The sequence below is a fragment of the uncultured Rhodospira sp. genome, from assembly GCF_937138205.1.
In the GTDB taxonomy this organism is placed as follows: domain Bacteria; phylum Pseudomonadota; class Alphaproteobacteria; order Rhodospirillales; family Rhodospirillaceae; genus Rhodospira.
The window spans coordinates 1-20,882 of record NZ_CAKZOT010000036.1 but is presented as its reverse complement, the minus strand read 5'-3'; the positions used below and the strand labels follow the sequence as shown (position 1 = coordinate 20,882).

Below are 20,882 nucleotides of genomic sequence, written 5' to 3'. Positions count from 1 at the left end.
TCCGGATTCCCGAGGCCGCGCAAAACCTGAACCTGTCGCAGCCGACGGTTTCGAAAGCGTTGGATACCCTCGGCGGTCTCGGCATCGTGCACGAAGTGTCGGGCCGAAAACGCGGCCGCGTGTTCGTGTACGAGCGCTATCTCGACATCCTCAATGAGGGCACCGAACCAATCCCGCGCTGACGCTCACACCGCCCGCTCGAACATGGCGATCTTTAGGTCGGCGATGGCCTTGCCGGGGTTCAGCCCCTTCGGACAGGTGGCGGTGCAGTTCATGATCGTGTGGCAGCGGTACATGCGGAACGGGTCGTCCAGCATGTCCAGGCGCTCGCCGGTGGCCTCGTCGCGGCTGTCGAACACCCAGCGCGCCGCCTGCAGCAGGATGGCCGGACCGAGATAGCGCTCGGCGTTCCACCAGTAGCTGGGGCAGGCCGTCGAGCAGCAGAAGCACAGCACGCATTCCCACAGGCCGTCCAGCTTGGCCCGTTCCTCGGGGCTTTGCAGGCGCTCGCCGCTGGTGGGGGCCGGGGTGTCGGTCTTGATCCACGGCTGGATCATCTCGTACTGGGCGTAGACGTGCGTCAGGTCCGGCACCAGGTCCTTGACCACCGCCATATGCGGCAGCGGGTAGATGTCCACCGACCCCTTGATCTCATGAATCGGCTTCAGGCAGGCCAGCGTGTTGTCGGTGTCGATGTTCATGGCGCACGAGCCGCAGATGCCCTCGCGGCAGGAGCGGCGGAAGGTCAGGGTCGGGTCGACCTCGTTCTTGATCTTGATCAACGCGTCCAGGACCATCGGCCCGCAGTCGTCCAGGTCGACGTGGAACGTGTCCAGGGTGGGGTTGCCGCCTTTGTCCGGATCCCACCGGTAGATGCGGAAAGCCTTGACGTTGGTCGCCCCCTTTGACGCCGGCCACGTCTTGCCGGGCTTGATGCGGGAGTTGGGGGGAAGCGCGAACTCCACCATGACGTCGATCCTTGGTTAATGCGTCATCAAGATCTGATCGGAGAGCCTCCGGCCATACGCCGTCAATACACCCGCTTTTGCGGCGCAATGTACTCCACGTCCTTGGTCAGCGTGTAGGTGTGCACCGGGCGGTCGTCCAGCCGCACCTTGCCCGCCTCGTCCACCCAGGCGAGCGAATGTTTCATCCAGGAGTCGTCGTCGCGCTCCGGATAGTCCTCGCGGGCGTGGGCGCCCCGGCTTTCCGTGCGCGCCCGGGCGCTTTGGATGGTGGCCTTGGCGTTGATGATCAGGTTTTCCAGCTCCAGCGCCTCGACCAGGTCGGTGTTGAAGACCATCGAGCGGTCGGCCAGCTTGATGTCGGCCACCGTCTCGGCGATGGCGTCGACACTCTGGCAGCCGTGCGCCAGCGACTCGGCGGTGCGGAACACGGCGGCGTCGGCCTGCATGGCCTTTTGCAGGTCCAGGCGGATGTCGGCCGTCGGACGCGAGCCTTTGGCGGTGCGCAGCCGCTCCAGCATGGCCACCGACGGCTCGCCGGCGTCCTCGGCCAGGGGCGCGTGCGGCGTGTCCGGCGTGATCAGGCGGGCGCAACGCTTGGCGGCGGCGCGGCCGAACACCACCAGGTCGAGCAGCGAGTTGGTGCCCAGCCGGTTGGCGCCGTGCACGGACACCGACGCGCACTCGCCCACGGCCATCAGGCCCGGGACCACGGCGTCCGGGTCGTCGGCGGTCGGGTTGATGACCTCGCCCATGTAGTTCGTGGGGATGCCGCCCATGTTGTAGTGCACGGTCGGCAGCACCGGGATCGGATCGCGCGTGGCGTCGACGCCGGAGAAGACGCGGGCCGTCTCGGTGATGCCCGGCAGGCGGGAATGGAGTACGTCGGCGCCCAGGTGCTCCAGGTGCAGGAAGATGTGGTCGTTGGCCTTGCCCACACCCCGGCCCTCGCGGATTTCCATGGTCATGGCGCGGCTGACCACGTCGCGGCTGGCGAGGTCCTTGGCGGTCGGGGCGTAGCGCTCCATGAAGCGCTCGCCCTCGGAATTGGTCAGGTACCCGCCCTCGCCGCGCGCGCCCTCGGTGATCAGGCAGCCGGCGCCGTAAATGCCGGTGGGGTGGAACTGCACGAACTCCATGTCCTGCAAGGGCAGGCCGGCACGGGCGACCATGGCGTTGCCATCGCCGGTGCAGGTGTGCGCCGAGGTACAGGAGAAATACGCCCGCCCATAGCCGCCGGTGGCCAGGATGGTGGCGTGGGCGCGGAAACGGTGCAGGGTGCCGTCGTCCAGGTTCCAGGCGATCACGCCCCGGCAGGCGCCGTCCTGCATGAGCAGGTCGAGGGTGAAGTACTCGATGAAGAACTGCGCCTTGTACTTCAGCGACTGCTGATAGAGCGTGTGCAGGATGGCGTGGCCGGTGCGGTCGGCGGCGGCGCAGGCGCGTTGCACCGGCGCCTCGCCGAAATTGCGCATGTGGCCGCCGAACGGGCGCTGGTAGATGCGCCCCTCGGTGGTGCGCGAGAACGGCACGCCGAAGTGCTCCAGCTCGTAGACGGCCGGGATGGCCTCGCGGCACATGTACTCGATGGCGTCCTGGTCGCCCAGCCAGTCGGAGCCCTTGACGGTATCGTACATGTGCCACTCCCAACGGTCCTCGGCCATGTTGCCGAGCGCCGCGCCGACGCCGCCCTGGGCGGCCACGGTATGGGAGCGGGTGGGGAAGACCTTGGTCAGGCAGGCGGTCTTCAGGCCCTCGGCCACGGCGCCGAAGGTGGCGCGCAGGCCGGCGCCGCCGGCGCCGACGACGACGACGTCATAGTCGTGGTCGATGATCTCCGGGGATGCCATGGGCCTTCTCAACCTCCAAGGGCCAGGGTGAGCACGCAGATGGCGCAGAACAGGCCGCCGGCGGCGGCGGCCATCTTCGCCAGCATGATGGTGATGTGCTTGGCGCCGGGGGCGTGCACATAGTCTTCCAGCACCACGATCATGCCCAGGGCGCCGTGGTGAAAGGACGTGAAGATGAACAGCATCATCAGCGTGGCGTTGATCGGCTGCGCGATCCAGGCGCGGAACGCCGCGTGATCGGCGTCGATGTTGCCGATGACGGCGGCGAAGACGAACCACAGGGCCAGAGGCACCAGGGCGACGGCGGTGATGCGCTGGGCCGACCAGTGCCCGGCGGCGTCCGCCTTGGCCGAGCCCAGGCCGCGCGCGCGTCCCAGGGCCGACTGCATGGAGCGCGATTTGGTGTCCATGGTGTGCTTTCCTCCCTGCCCTACAGCGCCAAGACGATCAAGCCGACCACCCAGGCCAGCACCGTCAGGCCCAGCACGCTGCCCAGCATGACCCAGGCGGTGCGCCGGACCCCCTCGTTCGACAGCTCCAGGCCGGTATCCCAGACCAGATGCCGCACGCCATTGGCCAGGTGGTAGAACAGCACCACCGTCCAGCCGAACAGCATCAGAAGCCCCAGCGGCGAGGAGAACACGGCCTGCGCCGTGGCGAAGGCCTCCGGGCCATAGGCGGCGGCCCCCACCCAGTAGATCAGGAACAGCGTGCCCAGGAAGGCCAGCGCCACCCCGGTCAGGCGGTGGGCGATGGACAACAGCGGCGCGATCTTGGTGTGCAGCTTGTAGACCTGAAGATGCGGAGACAGCGGCCGGTCGGGGGTTGGCATGGCAAGGGCCTCGTCGGATGGGCGCGCGCCCGTGGGCGCCGCGAAACTCGGCAAGAACACGGCCGCCCTCGACCGCGCCGGCTGTTCCGGGCGGCCCGTGTCGCCACTGTGTGGCGCCGGTCGTCTCAGAAGGGGGGCACGGGCGGCGGCGGTCTGGAGTACGGCAGCCCGGCACGAACAGCACAGAGGCCGGCCGGACAGACTCCTCACGGCACCACGGGTGGTCACCGGAACGTCATGATGTTTAGCCCCTCGGACGAAGCCGAGTCAATGTGCGGCGCACAACATCCTGCGGCAGCGCACAGGGGGGAAGGCACGTTCGATGGCGTTCCAAGCCGAGCCTTCGGGTAAGGCGGGACCATCGGCACGCGCGAACAGACGGCGATCAAGAGGAACCGGGACCTCTGCGCGCTATCGCGCGCGCGCCCTTTGTGTTAATCCGTCGCAGTGCTCGTATTGTGGGAAGGCTCTACGATGCCGTCGAGGTGGACCGCTGCAAGAATGGCGCGCTATTGCGGTCGCTTCGCATCGCGATGCATTCAAACAAAGGTGGGGCCAATAAAGGTGGGGCCGACGGTTTCCCGCCGGCCCCGGTTCTCCAAAACGGAGATGTGCTTGAAAAAGCGTCCTCAAACGTCCTCGGGGGATGTGCTGATCCGGCAGTGATCACGTCCCGAAGCTCACACGACAAGTTTAAGCGCACTATGAGTGATATTCAAGAGGATTTCTCGCTTCTACCGACCGCGCTGGCCGATCTTGAAACGCGTATTTCATCGCGGCGTTTCGCACGGTATCGGCGCGCCGCCAACAACGATACGCAGCTCGCCTTCCGCTTGTACAGGTGGAACCTATTGATATCACAGGCTTTTTACTGGCCGTTAGGTCTCTACGAAATCGCGTTCCGGAATGCCGTGGATGCTGCCTTCAGGACGGCATATGGCGAAGACTGGCTCCTCTATCCCGAGCGAGTCCCCACAATGCAGAAGTATGCGAAAAGCGCAATAAAAGCTGCAAGAAGAAAGGCCAGAGACAACTACGGAAATAAACTATCACCACTCAAAGATACGCTGGCCACAGATTTTCCTTTTGAAATAAATGGGCAAGTCCAACATGATTGGGTTCTGTCGCGAATGAACCTAGAGACATGGAACTCACTTCTGACAGATTCATACGCACTATCCCCTTGGAAAAAATACCTACATGTCGCTTTTCCGAATATTCCGTCATATGTTGATCGAGCCTACATCTACGACTCCGCTGAGCACGTTCGCACGTTGCGCAATAGAATCTTCCATCATGAACCTATTTTTCACCGCCCTTTGCGCGACGATGTCCTGCGCCTTTGCCAGATGATGGAGTGGATGTGCGGCAGCACCCACTGGCTGGCCTGTACCCGAACCGAGATTCACGATCTTCTCAACAAGAAGCCCATCCCGGACGAAAGGTAAATGACGCCAGCCGCTGGCCGCTCACATCAATCGGGCCATGGCCTCCAGGTCCCGCGCCCCTTCGGTCCTTGACCGCCGGGAGTGGGTCACGGAGTCTTCCGCCACCTCACCCGCTCGGGACTTAACGCGGATCAAGCAAGAACGAACGGAACACCCATGAGACCTGAAACACGAACCCTGGTGTCGGGGGGCGCCGGGTTCCTCGGATCCCATCTGTGCGAGCGCCTGCTGGCCGAGGGTCACGACGTCATCTGCGTCGACAACTTCTACACCGGCCGGCGCCGGACCATCGCGCCGCTGCTGGGCAATCCCCGGTTCGAGGTGCTGCGCCACGACGTGACGTTTCCCCTCTATGTCGAGGTGGACCAGATCTATAACTTGGCCTGCCCAGCCTCTCCGATCCACTACCAGAACGACCCGGTGCAGACCGTCAAGACCAGCGTGCACGGCGCCATCAACATGCTGGGGCTGGCCAAGCGCTGCCGGGCCACGATCTTCCAGGCCTCGACGTCCGAGGTGTACGGCGACCCGCGGGTGCATCCCCAGCCCGAGACCTACTGGGGCCACGTCAACCCCATCGGCCCGCGCTCGTGCTACGACGAGGGCAAGCGGTGCGCCGAGACCCTGTTCTTCGACTATCACCGGCAACACGGCCTGCGCATCAAGGTGGCGCGGATATTCAACACGTATGGGCCGCGGATGCATCCCAACGACGGGCGCGTGGTCTCGAACTTCATTCTGCAGGCGCTGCGCGGCGAGGACATCGCGATCTATGGCGACGGCCGGCAGACCCGCTCGTTCTGCTACGTCGACGACCTGATCGACGCGGTGGTGCGCCTGATGGACACGCCGGATTCAGTGACCGGCCCGCTCAACCTGGGCAACCCCGCCGAGGTCTCGATCTTGGAGCTGGCGGAGTTGGTCCTCCGCCTGACCGGGAGCCGATCGCGCATCGTCCACCGACCGCTCCCTGGCGACGACCCGCGCCAGCGCCAGCCGGACATCAGCGCCGCCCGCACCACGCTGGACTGGGCGCCCAAGGTGGCCCTGGAGGATGGCCTCGCGGCCACCATCGCCTATTTCCGCGCGGTGCTGGACTCGGGCGAGGCCCACCCGCCGCCAGGGGGCGGATGAGGATGCCTCATCCGCCGGGCGGGTCACGGCGCGCGAAGACCGATCTCAACGCGCCTCGGACTTACAGTGCCGTGGACCAGGGGGCGTTGGTCCAGGGCTTTTCCTTGTGCAGCACGCGGTCGACGAAGTTGCTGGACCGCAGCCGGAAAGCGTCGGGCATCCCGCGTCCCAGCAAGGGGCGAAGGTATAGGCGGAAGGCGTCGGTGATGTCGTTGTTGGTGTCGGCGATGAACTCGTCGGGCATGACGCGCGTCTTGCCGGCCACGGCCGCCAGGTCGGACAACTGATAGTCGACCGAATAAAAGCCGGTGCGGTGGATGGTGACCGACCCGGCCTTGGCGCCCCACATGGCGTACTGCACCGCTTTCTCGCCCACCTCGCGGGCCTCGCGCTGGTCCACGTCGGACACACAGCCAACGAAGGACCGTTGCAGGTAGCCCAGGGTGTCGCCGCGCACCCGCTTGATGCCGGCCTTGTCCTTGATGACCTGCACCAGCAGGTCGGCCAGCGCCCCCGTTCCGGAGAGCTGGACGTTGCCGTGCGCGTCCTTCTCCACCTCCTTGGCGAGTTGGACGATGATAGGGTTGCCAGAGTCGTCGTGGATCCCCTCGCTGACGGCCACCACACAGCGGCCCAGACGGTCATGCACCGCCTTCACCTCGCTGACGAAGCGGTCGATTTCAAAGTCCCGCTCCGGCATGTAGATCAAATGCGGGCCGTCCTCAGAGAATTTCTTGCCCAACGCCGACGCGGCGGTCAGAAAACCCGCGTGGCGTCCCATGACGACGCCGATGTAGACCCCCGGCAGCGCCCAGTTGTCCAGGTTCACGCCCATGAACGCCTGCGCCACGAAGCGGGCGGCGGACGGAAACCCCGGCGTGTGGTCGTTGATGACCAGATCGTTGTCGATCGTCTTCGGAATATGGATGCAGGACAGATCGTAGTCGGCTTTCCGCGCCTCCTCCGAGACGATGCGAACCGTGTCGGACGAATCATTGCCGCCGACGTAAAAGAAGAAGCTGATCTCATGCGCCTGCAGGACGCGGAAGATCTCCTTGCAGTACTCCAGGTCCGGCTTGTCCCGCGTCGTGCCGAGGGCCGAGGAGGGCGTGTCAGCCACCATCTCCAGGTTATGCGTGGTCTCCTGGGTCAAGTCCAGGAAGTCCTCGTTCACGATGCCGCGCACGCCGTGGTAAGCGCCGTAGACCCGCTCGACATTGCGGAACTTCCGCGATTCCAGGACCGCGCCGACGAGCGATTGGTTGATGACGGCCGTCGGCCCACCCCCTTGCGCCACCAACACCTTGCCATCGGTCATGGCCGTACCCTCCTCTCTGGATTATTGAACGGTTTTCAGCACCGACCGGGCGGGCCGGCACGACAGCGCCTATCCTGCGCCCCCGGCGGCGGATGCGCAACCGCGCGCGGACCCGAAGGCTCCGCCAAACGGCCCAAAAATGCGCCTCCAGCGCGCCGTTTTGGCGTACTTGACAGGCCATGACCCTCCCCCTATGGTGCCCGCGCTTCCGGCCCCCGCCGCGGCCCCGACGGCGCGGAGAGGGTTGGTTTTTTTTGCGAGAGGCGGGGTTTCGTGGCCGACGATCGCGACCGGCGTTCCGCGCTCGACGACCTGGAGCAGCGCATCCGCGCCGCCCGTGGACCGGACAAGACGGGCAGAGGCCCGGACGACGACGCTCCCGCGCGGGGCGCGGGCATGGGCCTGGGGATGCGCATCAGCGTCGAGCTGGTCGTGACCGTGGCGGTCGGCGCCGGGATCGGCTATATGCTCGACGCGTGGCTGGGCACGGCGCCGTGGTTGATGATCGTGTTCCTGTTCCTGGGTGGGGCGGCTGGTGTCAGCAACGTCTACCGGGTGGTGCAGGGGTTGGACGACAGCGTCGGGCTGGGCCGGGCCATCGAGGCGAAACGGCGCCGCGACGCGGCCGGCACACCGGGCACGGGGACCGCGCCGAACGATAAAGGTGATGAAGGCCCCGACCGGGGCTGAAGACAGGTTTCAAGAAACCAGCGTGTGAGGAACCAAGACCGTGGCGGATCCTGTCAAGCAGTTTCAGATCGAGCCGATCGTGCCCCTTGACCTGGGCATCGTCGACCTGTCCTTCACCAACTCCTCGCTGGCCATGGCCTTCGCCGTCGGTCTCTCGGCCGCGCTGTTTTACGCCGGCACGCGGCGCCTGTCGCTGGTGCCCGGGCGGATGCAGTCGCTGGCGGAGATGATGTACGAGTTCGTCGCCAACATGATCCGCGACAACGTCGGCAAAGAAGGGATGCGATATTTCCCCTTCATCCTGACGCTGTTCCTGTTCGTGTTCTTCGGCAACCTGCTGGGCATGGTGCCCGGCAACTTCACCTTCACGTCGCATATCGTGGTGACGGGCGCGCTGGCCCTGTTCATTTTCGTTGCCGTCACCATCATCGGGTTCATACGCCACGGCATTGGCTACCTGCGGATGTTCTTCCCGCACGGCGCTCCCATCGCCACCGCGCCGATTCTGATCCCCATCGAGATCATCTCGTACCTGTCGCGCCCGTTCAGCCTGTCCGTCCGACTGTTCGCCAACATGACGGTCGGCCACATCATGCTGAAGGTGCTGGCCGGGTTCGTGGTATCTCTGGGGCTCCTGGGTGGTATCGTGCCGCTGGCCGCCGTGGTCGGCATCACGGTGCTGGAGTTTTTCATCGCCGCCCTGCAGGCGTATGTGTTCGTCATCCTTACGTGCATCTACCTGAACGATGCCATCCACATGCACTAACGACCGGACCGGGCCGATCGTGGCCCGCGTGGTCCCGCGTGCCGGCGGGCGCCGCCGGTCTTCTTCCTCTCCGTCTTAACCAAGGGAACCTGGGAACATGGAAGCTGAAGCCGCGAAGATGATTGGTGCCGGTCTGGCCGCCATCGGCATGATCGGGTCGGGTATCGGTGTGGGCAACATCTGGGCCAACCTGATCGCCACCGTGGGCCGCAACCCGGCCGCCAAAGCCAACGTCGAGCTGTATGGCTGGATCGGCTTCGCGGTCACCGAGGCCATCGCGCTGTTCGCCCTGGTGGTCGCGCTGATCGTCCTGTTCAGCTAAGGTCCGCGTCGCGGCGACCGTCCGTCTCGGGGCGGGGCCGGCGCCGTTTGGGCGCCCGTCCCGCTCCGCCCGCTCCCCGTGGGGCGGCCGCGCGGGCGGCGCCGATGATCGCTTGCGTCCGCGCCGTCCGTCGCGCGCACGCCCGATGGACCGTCAGCACGATCGGGAGTCCTCCAGGATGCCGCAGTTCGATCCCTCCAGTTTCGCCTCGCAGCTGTTCTGGCTGGTGGTGTTCTTCGCGCTTTTGTACCAGGTGGTCATCAAGATGGTGATGCCCAGCCTCGGTGGCGTCATGGAGAACCGGCAGCGCACCATCGACGAGGATCTCGCCAAGGCCTCGGACCTGAAGGCGCGCACCGACGCCGCCATCGAAAGCTACGAGGCCGCCCTGGCCGAGGCGCGCGGCAAGGCCCAGGCCCTGTTGCGCGAGACCAGCGACGAGATCGCCCGCGAGACCGACGCGCGGATGCGTGAGGTCTCCGAGGGCCTTTCCCAGCGCGTCGATGAGGCCGAGGCGCGCATCGCCGCCGACTGCGCCCAGGAACTGGAGCGGGTGCGCGACGTGGCCGCCGATGTGACCGTCGCCCTGACCGCCAAGCTTCTCGGAGAATCGGTGGATGCATCGGCCGCCCGCGCGTCGGTGGACGCCGTGATGCAGGAGGCACGCTGATGTTTGAGGCCATTGCAGCACCGGCCGCCACGCAGGGCGCGGAGCACGCGGCGGACCACGCCGCCGGCGGCTTTTTCAGCCATGCCGAGACCTGGGTGCTGGTCGCCTTCGTCATCGTGGTCGGCTTCGTCATCGTCAAGTTCGGTGGCACCGTGGTGCGGGCGCTGGATTCCCGCGCCGAGCGCATCCGTGCCAAGCTCGACGAAGCCCGCACCCTGCGCGAAGAGGCGCAGGGAATGCTCGCCGAATACGAGCAGAAGCACAAAGAGGCGATGCAAACGGCCGACGAGATCGTCGAACACGCCCGCGTCGAGGCGGATCGCCTGCGCCGCCAGGCCAAGGACGACCTGGAAGAGTCCATCGGCCGCCGCGAGCGTCAGGCCGAGGAGCGTATCGCCCAGGCCGAGGCCCAGGCCGTGCGCGAGGTCCGCGCGCAGATGGTCACCGTGGCGGTGGCCGCCGCCGAACGCATCATCGCCGAGCGCATGGACGATCGCCACCAGGCGGCCCTGGTCGACGCCGCCATCGACGACCTGCCCCGCCGCCTGCACTGAGGCGGTTTCGGGATTGGCCATTCTACCCGGTGTCGAGCCGGGGGCCGTCGGCGGTATCGCCCCGCGCGGCGGGGGGCAATCCGCCGGGTTCGATCAGGCGGTGCACTGCCTGCCGCGTGGCGGCGGTCGAATGCGCCCTACGTCCGACGTCCTGCCTCATCCACGACACGGACACCGCGAGGGAGATCCTCGACCCTCGCACCCTGCGCGCGGCGTAGGACTCACACCAACCAGCCTCCGGCAAACCCGGGGCGGTTCACTCCGCCGCGCGGGCGCGGGTTTCGTCCAGCTTGGTCTCGATGCGCAGCAGGTGGGCGGTCAGGCGCGCCTCGACGTCCTTCAGCGTGGCCATGGACGCGTAGGTGCGCGCCACGTCCAGCTTGTGCGCGGCCAGCGCCTCCCGCGCCTGGGACAGGCCGATCTCGGCGCGCTGGCGGGCTTCGGCCAACTGCTGGTCGGCGTCGCGTCGGTTGCGCCAGACCAGCCAGAACAGGGCACCGAGGACGGGCATCTCGACCGCCGCGATCCACATGAAAAGGCTGTCCTCGATCGGCATAACGGACTCCTCCAAAAAAAAACGGGACCCAGAGGAGGGTCCCGCGTGATCGCAATGTGTACGTCGTCGTTGGTGTGCTTAAGGGCTTTTGCGCTTCATCTAGTCACTTTTTCTCTTTCTTCTTCGTCTTCACCTTTTGGCTTGCGCTCGACCCCTTCTGTGTCGGGCCGTCTGCCACATCACTCCGCAGAATGTCTTCGCGAATGGGGAACATCACGGCCGGCAACATCCAAGGGCCGGCCGCGCTCCGCCCGGTCAGCGTGAGAACCTGTTCACGGATCGCACCGAACAGCATCGACGGCGCGGTGTTGCTGATCAGCCGGCTGCGTTGGATTGGGTCGCCGTAGTCCTCGGCAATCCTGAACTGGCCCGTCATGACGACGAACAGGTGGTAGGGGCAGCGGGACGGCTCATCCTTGCTGTCGACGCGCAAGGACAGGCGAAAGAGATCCGGGTCTTCCGCGTGGAACGATATACTCATGTCGAAATCGAGTTCCAGGTCGTCAGGGCTTGCGGCGTCCGGAGCCCCATCCTCGACCGGACCGTCTTTGGCCTCGCCGTCCCCGCCTGTTTCAGAGCTGACCTCGCTCGCCGTCTCTGATGGGCAAAGAGTGATGGCATCCAACCAGGATGCCTCAAGCTGCAAGGGTGTACGCTTCATCGTCGCTCCCGATACCCACGGCCCGCTGCCCCGCGTTTCCAGCTTTCGAATGCGCCACCCACATCACCCGATCATCGCGCCCGCAGAGCCTCAGGTTGATCTCGCCGTCGACGGCCAGCGCCAGGGCGGCCATGGTTTCCAGGGTGAAGTTGGTGTCACCGTTGAGGATCTTGGAGACATAGGCCGGGCTCTTGCCGATGGCGCGGGCCAGATCGGCGCGGGTCATGCGCAACGCGTCCATCCGCGTGGCCAGCGATTCCGTGAAGTCCAGCGAAAGACGCGCGGCTTGATATGAGGGGCTGTCCTTGGCCGTTGCGGCATACGTTTCGAAAAAACCAGTGCTCATCGGATTATCCTTCCCAAACCTTGAGCCCGTCCCGCAGGTAGGCCTCGCGGTTTCGCGTGGCCTTCTCGATCTCGCGCGTTGGCGTGTCCTGACCCTTCTTCCAGAACGCATGAGAGACGATGATGCTCCTGTCGGGGCCATCAAAACAAAGGAGGCGCACATCGTTCCGTCGAAGCTCCCAAAGGCCTTTGGCGCTCATGATCTTGCGGCGGACCTGCGTCGAGAGGTGCTGCTGTGGTTCGCGCGCGTAGCGCTTAAGGACGGCCATGATGCCGTCAACCTGCTTGGTGTGGCCGCCCTCATGGGCCTTCGACAGAAACGCCTCCAGGTTGCATCGGCCGCGTTCCGTGCAGACGGCATAAACAGTGGCGACCTCACCAACGACACGTTTGACGAACATACGTTAACTCAGGAGTTAATAGGGTATCGGAAGCGAGTCAACCCCCAAGGGGCGATAGCGGCGACACGCCCCACAAACATACACTGTACCGTTCGTCATAGAAAACCCATGGCGTTGGCTGGGCGCCGCCCCCTACACCACGAACCCGCTGTGGACGTAGCCGACGCGGCTGGGGGTATCGGGTTGGCAGACCTTCCACCAGACGGCGCCGCGCTCCAGCACGCGCAGCACGGTGCCGTCGGGCAGCGGCCCCCACGAGAGCTTGTCGTACTCGACGCTCGGGCCGCCGCGCACGTTCAGGGTGCTGGCCGAGACGGTGGCCTGGTCGTCCGCCTCGTCGTCATCCTCGTACAGGGCGTTGAGATACTGGCACGCGGTGTCGATCTGTGCTTCGGCCAGGGCCTGCTTGCGGGCCTGGGCGGTGGCGCGGTCACTGGCGTTGGAGCCGAAGAACGGCTCGGTCAGGATCGAGGGCTTGGCGCCCATTTGCGACAGGTTGGCCGTGCCGCGTCCGCCGCTGGCCTCCTGCGGTGTCTTGAAGCCCCGATCGCGCAGGCCGAGGACGTCCAGTGTGGCGTCCTGGATGGCTTCGGCGAAGCCGGCCGAGACGGCCTTCAGGTAGAGCGTTTCCGTGCCGGTGGCGCGCGGGCCGGCGGCGTTGAAGTGCAGCTCCATGGCGGCGTCGGCGCCCCAGTCCCGAACCCGGCGGTAGGCACCGGCGACGCCGCCCTTGTCGCGGGTGAAGATCTCGACCGCCAGCGCCTCGGCGTGCGTCTGCGCGGCGTGCGCCTTCATGCGCTGGGCGAGGTCCGTGTTCCAGTCGTATTCGCTCTGATCGATCGGCGCGCCCGCATAGGCGCCCGCGCGGCGGCGGGTATGCCCCACCACGATGGCGAGTTTTTTCATGGGATCCCCCTTTGGTTCAGGGCGCGGCCGGCGTCCGCCCCGCACCGATCCGTGTGGAGCGCGCCGGCCCTTGGCCAGGATACACAATGGATGTGGGGGAGGGGCCGGGAATTGAAACGGCCTCGGAATTTTTGCGCTGTCAGTCGCGCCGCCCATGGACGGCCCGCCCATGGACGGCGCGATCGCGCATGATCGTCATGGCTTCGTCGATGCTTTTCGCCGACCTGCGGTTCAGGGGTTTCGCGTACGGGAAATAGGCGCCGTACTCCTCCTCCAGGTCCACCGACATGAAGAAGTGCTCGGGCGCGTTCTTCCGCCGCCACGCCCACCAGATTCCGTCGCCATCCTCAAGAAGAGCCACGGCACCGCCCCCGTCGGGATCCCGCAGGCGTTCGCCGATCTGGTCCGGGGTCGGGTTCTTGTGGACGATCATGTCACCGGCCATGGGTTTGACGGTCCGCCCTATCGCTATTCCATGGTTGCGCGGTCTTCCTCGTCCTCGGTGGACCGGCCGGCGCGCGGCCGTCAGTCGTCTAGGATGACGATGCTCTCGTCGTCGGCCAGGGAGCGAAGAAACGTCATGGCATTGTCCGTGGCATTGGCCTCGGAATTCCCATAAATCTCCCGGGTTTTCTCGGATCCTTCTGTTTGCACCGTTACCATGAACTCGTTCGGCCAACCCGACGAAACAGGTTGACCAATACGCGAAACACAGGTCTGACCACCAAACTCGTACCGCACTATCATAAAGGGCCTCAAAACGTTAGAGGCGGCTTCGCCTTGCCGGCCAAACAATTCGCGTACCGATTTGCCGCCTGTGCGTAACAAGCGGCACTCCCGTGTCTGCGGCATATTTCAATATCACGTTTATATTGTTCCTCACACGCCTTCTCGTCTTCCTCGCTCAGTTTGGACGATGTTGCAAGCGCCAAGGCGGCGGCGCCGACAACCAGGATGATTCCCACAAAGTCTCCCATCGGCAGGGGACCATCAATTGCGGCCGCGCCAGCCGCTCCTGGCAAAACCCTCGCTGCAGCTCCGCCGGCAATGGCCCAGCTGGAGCCAGGAACATGGAATCGGGAAGCAAACGAAATGGCGTTTGCGCGCGCCTCTTCAGCAGTCTTGCCGAATATTTGTTTCGGAAATAAAAAATCTCTGATTCAACAGTGCACGAGAAAATTCTGCCAGAGCGCGCGGCTTCTGATATTTTAAAATCTTTTGCCATGTCCCTGGTCCCGAAAAGTGATGGCTTTATTTGGGCTCTGACTTTGATGCGTGTGGTTTGGTGGCACCCATATTCGACTGCGTTCTCGCTAACCCAGCGCAGTTCACTTGTAACAGCCGACTCCGAAAAAAAGCAATCTCCGGGTTGTTTTTTTGCGTTTGTTAAACGCCCCGGGGTCGCGTCGTGCCTTTTGGGAGTTTCGCACGGTCCGTCGCTTACTGACTCTAGCACCTCCCCGGCGTTTTGCGCGCTCCTGAGGGCGCCGGGTCAATCCCATCCGGTCGTTTCCCCGCGACAGGCTTGGAGGCGCCGGCCTTGCGAGCGGCGTCGCCTATAAACCCCGCGCTCGCGCAGGATATGCACTCTTACGGGGTACGTTTGGCCGAGGGTTGTGGTATAGTAAAGGGTCTGGACAATGAGGCCCGCATGTCGCTTCATCCCCTCGCCCGCCGATGGGGCACCCCTTACAACGGCACCGGCATTTTGCGCTTTGGATTTGTCCGTGATCGTGCCGTGGCCGCCATTGTCGATGCGCGAACCATTGAGGAAGCCGCCGCGACCTTGCCGCCAGGAACCTACAGCGTTCGTGTCTTGCCCTTCGACTGGTCTACGGACACGAACCAGCCCGTCGAGGACATCGAATACTGGCCGGGGACTCGTGAACCGATCATCGTCCCCTTATGTATCGCATTCATGGGGCCGCCCGGCAGCGACGCCGCCCTGATCGTGTACCGGAACAGGCGTGGGGGCGCGTGCCTGACTAGCGGCGTCGCCTATAAACCCCGCGATCGCGCATGATCTGCATTGCCTCGTCGACACCGTGGGCGACGTGGCGGTTGAGAGGTTGGCCCTGAGGGAATACGGCTCCCGAGGCCTCCTCCAGGTCGTGTGACATGATGAGGTGGGGCGGGGCGTTCTCGCGGCGCCACGCCCACCAATCGCCATGGCCATCCTCAAGAAGAGCCACGGCACCGCCCCCGTCGGGATCCCGCAGGAGTTCGCCGATCTGGTCCGGGGTCGGGTTCTTGTGGACGATCATGTCACCGGCCATGGGTTCGACGGTCCGTCCTATCGCCAGTCCCAGCGTCGGGGTTCGTTGTCGTCCTCATCCTCGGAGGTGCGACCACGCAGGGCGTAGCCGGAAGCCCCAAGACCGACCACCCCGAGGGGCACACCGAACTCGTTGAACTGGATGATGTGGTTCAGTCTTGGGTTCGCGTTGACGTGTTCGCGGATGCGGCGCGCCGCGTTGGGGAAATGCTCCTTCATGTAGGCGGGGTTCTGCATGTACAGGCGGATGCCTTCGGCCACCTTCTCGGCACGGGCGTCGTCTCGCCGGTACCCCAGGTGCTCCGGGCGGGTCTGCCGATACGCGGGGTCCGCCACGGACGTCCAGGCCCCGGAGTCGTTTTGCACATGATAGAGGGCGTTGAATTGGCGGACGGATCCGGTCAGGGGAATTCCCGTGCGCTCCTGAGCGATGTCATCAATCGCATGACCGACCTCGTGGGCAATGACGTTGTCCCGATGGACCCCTTCAAGTCTGTCATGAACCTGAATGTAGCGTTCCGGGCCATCTATTCCCGGGCGCGTGATATACGCACCAAGAGCTCCCCGCGGGAGCGCGCGGCTCGGCACAGCCTCCGTTCTGCGGCCAATGAGTCCCTCTCCGACTGTGACCACGTCTTCGGGTTGCAGCGCTTGATCCAGTCCGGTTGCGCTTCTTCTTCCGGCGATAAACGGCGCCGTAAGAGGCGTGCCTTCAATGCTTTCTCTGAGAGTTCCTGAGCCATCCGCCGGCACTCCCTTCGGATAGTCCGCCTCGATCGGGCGGGCGGGGACATCATCGATCCGCCGCATATGACTTGTAACAGGAGACCGTGCTTCAAGCAAGTTTCCGGGGTCTCCGATGCCCGCATTCCGTATGGGTTGCGCAACCACGTCGTCGGCGCGGGTCAGTGCGTCGACCAGGGACTCGGCCGCCTGGCCGGCCTTTTTCGCCCCGCGCGCGACCGTTCCCAGCACGGGAATCGCGCCGATCAGCGCCGTGGCCGCGTGTGCGGAGTGCGGCACCTTGGCCCACCCGTCCGCCCGGTTCACCGCCGCCATGGAGTCGAAGTAGTCTTCAAGACTCATGGCTTCTCCGGACCCCGGGAGAATGGACAACGCTGTTTCCGCCGCACCCTTGATGACCCGTTCCATCGCGCCGTCCGGAATGGCCGGCTCGCGCGGGAAATGTGTCATCCTTGCCGCGTTCGCGGCGGCGTCCGGACTGGACCTCGGCTGGAGTGCCCGTTCGAGCAGGTCCGGATTCTGGAACCGCGCCGGCGGGGTCCACGCGGGCGTCGCAGCCGGGGTTCGGCCGGCCGGGATCGTTCCGGCCGGCGCCGTATTCTCGGATCCACCCATGGGTCATTCTCCTTGGCGTTGGGACTCAGCCCCTCACGGGCTCCACGTGTCATCGGCGGCATCGAACTGACCGGCCCCTGGGCGCCAGTCGCCGGCGCGCGACACGCCGCGCGGCCCCGTCCCGCGCCCCAGGCGCACCGGTTCGCTGGCCAGACACCCGGCGACCGCGTCCAGGCCGTCGTCGCGGCCGCCGCCCAGCGGGCGCCACTCGCGCATTTCGGCGATGAACGGCGACTCCCAGACCGAGCGGTGCGCCCACAGCGCGCGTTCGGCCAGCACGGGATCAAAGGCGTCAACGATGCGGCGTTCCTTGGCGCGGGTGGAGACGTGCTCGACCACCGCCGCCGCGACGCCCTGTTCGCGCAACACCTTGCGCAGCAGCCCGGGCAGGAAGCGGCCGATGCCGTTGGTCTCCACCGTCACGGCGGGCAGGTGGAGGTCCTCCAGGATCGCGGCGACCTGCCGGCACAGGGCGGACGCGGCGTCGTCCGGCGCGTTCTCCCCCGACGAGGCCGTCAGGTACGCCACCCGGTGCAGCCAGTAGGTGCCGTCCTCGGCGGTGAACAGGGCCGCCAGTACCGAGCCGTCGCCGCCCCGGGCCGGGTCGCCCAGCGCCGGGTCCCACCAGCACGCGGCGGAGACCAGGCGTCGGTCGCCCAGGCGCAGCACCGGCCGGCCGCGCACCTCTGCATAGCTGAGGTCATCGTCATAGACGCGCAGGCGGTCGGGATCGAGCCGGCTGTCGGCGATGTTCACCGGCCGCAGCTGCATCTGGCTGGCGAACTTGTTCGGCCCCTGGTGGCGGCGGACTTGGGCGATCGTCGCCGCCGTGAACTTGTCGGGCCAGGCGCTTTCGCCGTCCGCGTCGAGCAGGGGGATCTCCAGGCGCGGAAAGCCGTGCAGGAACGGCCGCGTCTCGCCCGCCTCCGGCCGCGCCTCGGCGGCGTAGATGGAGTGGTGCGCGTGCGGCGTGCCGACGTAGACCTGCACGCCGCCCGGGGTGAGCACATAATCCAACTCGGACAGGCGCGCCCGCAGGGTGGCGCGCTTGACGACGGTGTCGGCGGTGTTGGGCACCTCGACGTCGTCGCAGATGATCACGTCGGCGCGGCTGCCGGTGATGTTGCCGGTGACCCCGCGCGCGATCATGGAGGGATCGCGGCTCTCGGTCGGGCGGACGACGGTGAACTGATCGGCCGCCCACTGGTCGGCGCGCGGTGGCTTCAGGTCGGGGGTGGCCGGGTGGCGCTCCAGGATGCGCTTGACGTTGCGGACCATGCGCGTGGCCAGCGCGTGCTCGGCCGCCAGAACGAGAATGCGCGTGTCCGGCCAGCCGGCCAGCAGCCAGGCGCAGAACAGGCCGACCACGGTGGACTTGCCCGAGCCGCGAAAGGCCATCAGCAGGCAACCCCGGTCGCGCTCGTCCCAACGCCGCTCCAGCCAGCGGGCCATGCGCAGGTGATGGGCGGGGGTGTCGCGCTCCTGGACATGGTTCCAGATCCACAGGAACTCAGAGAACGACAGGCGCGGCTCAGTCATCCGGGGCGTCATCCTCGTCTTCGGCGCCCTCGCCGACGGCGGCGCGGGCGCGGGCCAGCAGGTCGGCCAGAGCATCCGGTTGGTCGTCGACCGCGCCGGACAGGTCGAGCCCGACCCGCCCGGCCAGCTTGAGAAGGAGGTCGATATGCGCCAGCACGGCCTTGCAGCCGCTTTGCCAGGCGCCGAACTCCTTTGCATCGTCCGGAACTGGGCGGGCGGCGAAGGCGTCGTAGGCGTCCAGCGCCCGGTGCAGGGTCTCCGGCAGCGAGGCGCGCAGGCGCTCGCGCGCGGCCGACAGGTCGGCTGCGGTGGTGGCGGTGGTGGTCATGCTGATCTCCAAAAGCCGGTTCAATTGGATCATACGAAGTCCGTTTGATCCGTTCCGGGCTGGTGGGCGCTGGCCGTCTCCTCCCCCCTTCGGCTATCAGATTCACACATCATTACTTTTTTTCGTCATTGCGAGGAGCGAAGCCCAAAAATCAACAATTGGGCAATCCAGAGCGGATATCTGCGCTTTACGCTCTGGATTGCTTCACCCTCGTCTTGCGACGAGGGTTCGCAATGACGAGTCACATCACCGCGCGAGCGAAGAGCCGCCGCTTCGGCGGAAACAAGTGTGAATATGATAGATGTAATGGGGAGGGTTGGGGTGGGGTCTTGTCCCGTCCAGCTCGTAGGGTGCGTCTGACCGCCGCGAACGCGGCGGACGACGCACCGCCTCGCGGCCGTCGCGGCCACCTGGTGCGTCGTCGGCGGCGTCGCCGCCTCCAGACGCACCCTACGACTGATCTCCAGACGGTGTTCGCGAGGCTCACACCGTGATCGTCTGCAGGTCCGCCTCGGACAGGCGGCGGGGGAACACGCCGACCTGCCGGATCCAACAGCGCGGACCGACCGTGCCGTCCGCCGTGCCGCCCAGGGTGAGCGTGGTCAGGCCTGACGGAACCGCGCCGCCGGTGTCGGTGACCTCGGCCGAGCCGTTCAGCACCAGGGCGAAGTCGTCGGCGGCGAACGCGGCGGCGCACCGGGCCTCGGCGCCGCCGGTCACGCCACTGTCGGTCAGGGAGGCCACCGTGGCGCCGCCCGCAACCACGGTGACGCTGGCGCTGCCGCCGCCGGCGGTATCCAGCGTCACGGACAGGCGGTTGTCCGATGTGCCATCGTGCAGGCTGGCCAGGGTGGCGCTCTGTCCGCCAGGCACGGCCCCGCGCACCAGGACCGTCCCTTCGAACGGATTGAACGGCCATGCGCCCAGGGACAGGTTCACCTGGTCGGCGGGCCTGTTGGCAGGGGCCGACGTGGTGGCGATGTAGCTGGTGGCGCCGCTGCCGGCTTCCAGTTGCGGTCCCCACAGGTGCACGCCGCTGCTGCCGTCGCCATCATAGGTCGAGAATCCCGTGGTGTCGCGCAGGCGGAAATGCACGGGCGCCAGCGGCGTGGTGCTGGCGGCGGTGGCGGTGATGGCACAGCGGTACCAGCCGTCGGCCAGGGCCTCCAGGACGGGGACGGCGCTGCCCTCGGTGGCGTCGATGGTGCCGGCGACGAGGTTGAACACGGCCGACTGCACCGCGCCGAAGGCGGTCGACGGCAGCACGATCTGCAGGCGCTCGCGCCCGTTGCTTTTCGCGAACACCGACAGGGCGTAGTCCTGGCTGGCGGTGAAGGACAGGTCTTCCTGGTACAGGGTGTGGATGGCGGTGGCCGCGTTCTCGGTCAGGGTGAAGGCGGTCCCTGTCTCCTCCGGGGCGGTCACGGCGCCGGCCGCGACGCTGGCGGCATCGGTCTTCCACAGGGCGTCCGTCAACGTTTCGGTGTAGAGAAAGAGATTGCTGCGGGCTTCTTCCACGAGCCAGCCCCGGTAGGCGCCCGTGTCGGGCGCGTAGTCGTGACGCAAGACATTCGCCGCGACGGTTTCGACCCGGCCGAGTGCATTGACGCGTCGGGCCGCTGACGTGCGGGTGACCGCCAGCGCGGACGGAGTCACCTCGGGGCGGGCCAGCAGGGGAAGGGTGGGGTAGATGATGGTCATGGGGGGCTCCGTCACGAACAGGCACAAGCGCCAGCCGCGCGCGTCGCGGCGCGCGGATCGATGCCGCGTTGGTCATGGGTGGGTGTGGGGCCTATCGATGGGGATGGCAGGACGCGGCCGCCATCACGCATCCTCCGCCCAAATCTCGGACCACAGCCCAGCCGGGCAGGTCCATTCGGTGGTTTGGTTCGCGTAGATCAGGGGCGCGCCGGCCGTGTACACGGTGCCATCGGCCGCCGTGCCGATCAGCTTGATGTCTTGG

General features: G+C 66.1%; 25 protein-coding genes and 1 pseudogene. 9 read left to right on the top strand and 17 right to left on the bottom strand.

All coding sequences use genetic code 11. The features are described from left to right. Positions 1 to 182, top strand: a pseudogene (locus Q0309_RS04015) (Fic family protein); the annotation flags it as partial. Between the two features lie 3 nt (positions 183 to 185). Here the strand turns inward: Q0309_RS04015 and Q0309_RS04010 are convergent. The 4 genes from Q0309_RS04010 to sdhC all read right to left on the bottom strand — a co-directional run bounded on the left by Q0309_RS04010 (position 186) and on the right by sdhC (position 3,647). Continuing rightward, positions 186 to 968: a succinate dehydrogenase iron-sulfur subunit gene (locus tag Q0309_RS04010; RefSeq protein WP_299437705.1), complete on the bottom strand. Its 783-nt coding sequence runs from the start codon at positions 966 to 968 to the stop codon at positions 186 to 188. Between the two features lie 62 nt (positions 969 to 1,030). Further along, positions 1,031 to 2,815, bottom strand: a complete 1,785-nt coding sequence (sdhA, locus tag Q0309_RS04005) for a succinate dehydrogenase flavoprotein subunit (RefSeq protein WP_299437703.1) — start codon at positions 2,813 to 2,815, stop codon at positions 1,031 to 1,033. Positions 2,816 to 2,823: 8 nt separating this feature from the next. Then, entirely contained in the window at positions 2,824 to 3,225 is a 402-nt protein-coding gene (gene sdhD / locus Q0309_RS04000; RefSeq protein WP_299437701.1) for a succinate dehydrogenase, hydrophobic membrane anchor protein, read from the bottom strand. A gap of 20 nt (positions 3,226 to 3,245) precedes the next feature. Next, positions 3,246 to 3,647 (bottom strand): succinate dehydrogenase, cytochrome b556 subunit, encoded by a 402-nt coding sequence (sdhC, locus tag Q0309_RS03995; protein ID WP_299437699.1) that lies wholly within the window; start codon positions 3,645 to 3,647, stop codon positions 3,246 to 3,248. Positions 3,648 to 4,132: 485 nt separating this feature from the next. Between sdhC and Q0309_RS03990 the strand changes: the two genes are divergently transcribed. Further along, complete coding sequence (locus Q0309_RS03990; RefSeq protein ID WP_299437698.1) at positions 4,133 to 5,095, top strand: hypothetical protein; 963 nt, start codon at positions 4,133 to 4,135, stop codon at positions 5,093 to 5,095. Between the two features lie 156 nt (positions 5,096 to 5,251). Continuing rightward, positions 5,252 to 6,229 carry a UDP-glucuronic acid decarboxylase family protein gene (locus tag Q0309_RS03985; RefSeq protein WP_299437696.1) on the top strand — a complete coding sequence of 326 codons (978 nt, stop codon included), beginning with the start codon at positions 5,252 to 5,254 and terminating at the stop codon, positions 6,227 to 6,229. Between the two features lie 61 nt (positions 6,230 to 6,290). Here Q0309_RS03985 and Q0309_RS03980 read toward each other — a convergent pair whose 3' ends face one another. Continuing rightward, positions 6,291 to 7,547: a 6-phosphofructokinase gene (locus tag Q0309_RS03980; protein ID WP_299437694.1), complete on the bottom strand. Its 1,257-nt coding sequence runs from the start codon at positions 7,545 to 7,547 to the stop codon at positions 6,291 to 6,293. 273 nt (positions 7,548 to 7,820) lie between these two features. Here Q0309_RS03980 and Q0309_RS03975 point away from each other — a divergent pair, with 273 nt between their 5' ends. The 5 genes from Q0309_RS03975 (at position 7,821) to atpF (ending at position 10,549) form a co-directional block, all read left to right on the top strand. Further along, entirely contained in the window at positions 7,821 to 8,237 is a 417-nt protein-coding gene (locus Q0309_RS03975) for an AtpZ/AtpI family protein (protein WP_299437692.1), read from the top strand. 40 nt (positions 8,238 to 8,277) lie between these two features. Further along, positions 8,278 to 9,003, top strand: a complete 726-nt coding sequence (locus Q0309_RS03970; RefSeq protein ID WP_299437690.1) for a F0F1 ATP synthase subunit A — start codon at positions 8,278 to 8,280, stop codon at positions 9,001 to 9,003. A gap of 97 nt (positions 9,004 to 9,100) precedes the next feature. Then, entirely contained in the window at positions 9,101 to 9,325 is a 225-nt protein-coding gene (locus tag Q0309_RS03965; RefSeq protein ID WP_150061594.1) for an ATP synthase subunit C family protein, read from the top strand. 178 nt (positions 9,326 to 9,503) lie between these two features. After that, complete coding sequence (locus Q0309_RS03960; RefSeq protein WP_299437683.1) at positions 9,504 to 9,995, top strand: F0F1 ATP synthase subunit B'; 492 nt, start codon at positions 9,504 to 9,506, stop codon at positions 9,993 to 9,995. Further along, positions 9,992 to 10,549, top strand: a complete 558-nt coding sequence (gene atpF / locus Q0309_RS03955) for a F0F1 ATP synthase subunit B (protein WP_366940560.1) — start codon at positions 9,992 to 9,994, stop codon at positions 10,547 to 10,549. Before Q0309_RS03960 ends, atpF begins: the two co-directional genes overlap by 4 nt. Positions 10,550 to 10,805: 256 nt before the next feature. Here atpF and Q0309_RS03950 read toward each other — a convergent pair whose 3' ends face one another. The 7 genes from Q0309_RS03950 to Q0309_RS03920 all read right to left on the bottom strand — a co-directional run bounded on the left by Q0309_RS03950 (position 10,806) and on the right by Q0309_RS03920 (position 14,270). Continuing rightward, entirely contained in the window at positions 10,806 to 11,105 is a 300-nt protein-coding gene (locus tag Q0309_RS03950) for a hypothetical protein (protein WP_299437679.1), read from the bottom strand. Positions 11,106 to 11,208: 103 nt separating this feature from the next. Then, entirely contained in the window at positions 11,209 to 11,766 is a 558-nt protein-coding gene (locus tag Q0309_RS03945; RefSeq protein WP_299437677.1) for a hypothetical protein, read from the bottom strand. Then, the gene (locus Q0309_RS03940; RefSeq protein WP_299437675.1) at positions 11,741 to 12,112 is read right to left on the bottom strand and encodes a helix-turn-helix transcriptional regulator; all 372 of its coding nucleotides are present in this window, start codon (positions 12,110 to 12,112) and stop codon (positions 11,741 to 11,743) included. The genes Q0309_RS03945 and Q0309_RS03940 overlap by 26 nt, the downstream gene beginning before the upstream one ends. Before the next feature lie 4 nt (positions 12,113 to 12,116). After that, positions 12,117 to 12,512, bottom strand: a complete 396-nt coding sequence (locus Q0309_RS03935; protein WP_299437673.1) for a type II toxin-antitoxin system RelE/ParE family toxin — start codon at positions 12,510 to 12,512, stop codon at positions 12,117 to 12,119. Positions 12,513 to 12,644: 132 nt separating this feature from the next. Continuing rightward, positions 12,645 to 13,418: an N-acetylmuramoyl-L-alanine amidase gene (locus tag Q0309_RS03930; protein ID WP_299437671.1), complete on the bottom strand. Its 774-nt coding sequence runs from the start codon at positions 13,416 to 13,418 to the stop codon at positions 12,645 to 12,647. A 139-nt stretch (positions 13,419 to 13,557) separates the two neighbouring features. Further along, on the bottom strand, positions 13,558 to 13,863 hold the full coding sequence (locus tag Q0309_RS03925; protein ID WP_299437669.1) for a hypothetical protein: 306 nt from the start codon (positions 13,861 to 13,863) through the stop codon (positions 13,558 to 13,560). Positions 13,864 to 13,943: 80 nt separating this feature from the next. Next, complete coding sequence (locus Q0309_RS03920) at positions 13,944 to 14,270, bottom strand: hypothetical protein (RefSeq protein WP_299437667.1); 327 nt, start codon at positions 14,268 to 14,270, stop codon at positions 13,944 to 13,946. Positions 14,271 to 15,069: 799 nt separating this feature from the next. Here Q0309_RS03920 and Q0309_RS03915 point away from each other — a divergent pair. Further along, positions 15,070 to 15,441, top strand: a complete 372-nt coding sequence (locus Q0309_RS03915; RefSeq protein ID WP_299437665.1) for a hypothetical protein — start codon at positions 15,070 to 15,072, stop codon at positions 15,439 to 15,441. Here Q0309_RS03915 and Q0309_RS03910 read toward each other — a convergent pair. From Q0309_RS03910 to Q0309_RS03890, 5 genes are all read right to left on the bottom strand, one after another. Next, positions 15,404 to 15,694 (bottom strand): hypothetical protein, encoded by a 291-nt coding sequence (locus Q0309_RS03910; protein WP_299437663.1) that lies wholly within the window; start codon positions 15,692 to 15,694, stop codon positions 15,404 to 15,406. The two genes, Q0309_RS03915 and Q0309_RS03910, sit on opposite strands and share 38 nt — an antisense overlap. A gap of 17 nt (positions 15,695 to 15,711) precedes the next feature. Then, positions 15,712 to 17,052, bottom strand: coding sequence for a hypothetical protein (locus tag Q0309_RS03905; RefSeq protein ID WP_299437661.1), 1,341 nt, complete (start codon positions 17,050 to 17,052; stop codon positions 15,712 to 15,714). 33 nt (positions 17,053 to 17,085) lie between these two features. After that, positions 17,086 to 18,591 (bottom strand): phage terminase large subunit, encoded by a 1,506-nt coding sequence (gene terL, locus Q0309_RS03900; protein ID WP_299437659.1) that lies wholly within the window; start codon positions 18,589 to 18,591, stop codon positions 17,086 to 17,088. Further along, on the bottom strand, positions 18,584 to 18,952 hold the full coding sequence (locus Q0309_RS03895) for a hypothetical protein (protein WP_299437657.1): 369 nt from the start codon (positions 18,950 to 18,952) through the stop codon (positions 18,584 to 18,586). The genes terL and Q0309_RS03895 overlap by 8 nt, the downstream gene beginning before the upstream one ends. Positions 18,953 to 19,402: 450 nt before the next feature. Continuing rightward, positions 19,403 to 20,620 carry a hypothetical protein gene (locus tag Q0309_RS03890; RefSeq protein ID WP_299437655.1) on the bottom strand — a complete coding sequence of 406 codons (1,218 nt, stop codon included), beginning with the start codon at positions 20,618 to 20,620 and terminating at the stop codon, positions 19,403 to 19,405. Positions 20,621 to 20,882: the final 262 nt, after the last annotated feature.

What these genes read in the sequence shown, in the direction of transcription:
- Q0309_RS04010 (WP_299437705.1), bottom strand. Translation starts at nt 968, where the DNA reads ATGGTGGAGTTCGCGCTTCCCCCCAACTCCCGCATCAAGCCCGGCAAG.
- sdhA (WP_299437703.1), bottom strand. Translation starts at nt 2,815, where the DNA reads ATGGCATCCCCGGAGATCATCGACCACGACTATGACGTCGTCGTCGTC.
- sdhD (WP_299437701.1), bottom strand. Translation starts at nt 3,225, where the DNA reads ATGGACACCAAATCGCGCTCCATGCAGTCGGCCCTGGGACGCGCGCGC.
- sdhC (WP_299437699.1), bottom strand. Translation starts at nt 3,647, where the DNA reads ATGCCAACCCCCGACCGGCCGCTGTCTCCGCATCTTCAGGTCTACAAG.
- Q0309_RS03985 (WP_299437696.1), top strand. Translation starts at nt 5,252, where the DNA reads ATGAGACCTGAAACACGAACCCTGGTGTCGGGGGGCGCCGGGTTCCTC.
- Q0309_RS03980 (WP_299437694.1), bottom strand. Translation starts at nt 7,547, where the DNA reads ATGACCGATGGCAAGGTGTTGGTGGCGCAAGGGGGTGGGCCGACGGCC.
- Q0309_RS03965 (WP_150061594.1), top strand. Translation starts at nt 9,101, where the DNA reads ATGGAAGCTGAAGCCGCGAAGATGATTGGTGCCGGTCTGGCCGCCATC.
- Q0309_RS03960 (WP_299437683.1), top strand. Translation starts at nt 9,504, where the DNA reads ATGCCGCAGTTCGATCCCTCCAGTTTCGCCTCGCAGCTGTTCTGGCTG.
- Q0309_RS03950 (WP_299437679.1), bottom strand. Translation starts at nt 11,105, where the DNA reads ATGCCGATCGAGGACAGCCTTTTCATGTGGATCGCGGCGGTCGAGATG.
- Q0309_RS03945 (WP_299437677.1), bottom strand. Translation starts at nt 11,766, where the DNA reads ATGAAGCGTACACCCTTGCAGCTTGAGGCATCCTGGTTGGATGCCATC.
- Q0309_RS03940 (WP_299437675.1), bottom strand. Translation starts at nt 12,112, where the DNA reads ATGAGCACTGGTTTTTTCGAAACGTATGCCGCAACGGCCAAGGACAGC.
- Q0309_RS03935 (WP_299437673.1), bottom strand. Translation starts at nt 12,512, where the DNA reads ATGTTCGTCAAACGTGTCGTTGGTGAGGTCGCCACTGTTTATGCCGTC.
- Q0309_RS03930 (WP_299437671.1), bottom strand. Translation starts at nt 13,418, where the DNA reads ATGAAAAAACTCGCCATCGTGGTGGGGCATACCCGCCGCCGCGCGGGC.
- Q0309_RS03925 (WP_299437669.1), bottom strand. Translation starts at nt 13,863, where the DNA reads ATGGCCGGTGACATGATCGTCCACAAGAACCCGACCCCGGACCAGATC.
- Q0309_RS03920 (WP_299437667.1), bottom strand. Translation starts at nt 14,270, where the DNA reads ATGCCGCAGACACGGGAGTGCCGCTTGTTACGCACAGGCGGCAAATCG.
- Q0309_RS03915 (WP_299437665.1), top strand. Translation starts at nt 15,070, where the DNA reads ATGTCGCTTCATCCCCTCGCCCGCCGATGGGGCACCCCTTACAACGGC.
- Q0309_RS03910 (WP_299437663.1), bottom strand. Translation starts at nt 15,694, where the DNA reads ATGGCCGGTGACATGATCGTCCACAAGAACCCGACCCCGGACCAGATC.
- Q0309_RS03905 (WP_299437661.1), bottom strand. Translation starts at nt 17,052, where the DNA reads ATGGGTGGATCCGAGAATACGGCGCCGGCCGGAACGATCCCGGCCGGC.
- terL (WP_299437659.1), bottom strand. Translation starts at nt 18,591, where the DNA reads ATGACTGAGCCGCGCCTGTCGTTCTCTGAGTTCCTGTGGATCTGGAAC.
- Q0309_RS03895 (WP_299437657.1), bottom strand. Translation starts at nt 18,952, where the DNA reads ATGATCCAATTGAACCGGCTTTTGGAGATCAGCATGACCACCACCGCC.
- Q0309_RS03890 (WP_299437655.1), bottom strand. Translation starts at nt 20,620, where the DNA reads ATGACCATCATCTACCCCACCCTTCCCCTGCTGGCCCGCCCCGAGGTG.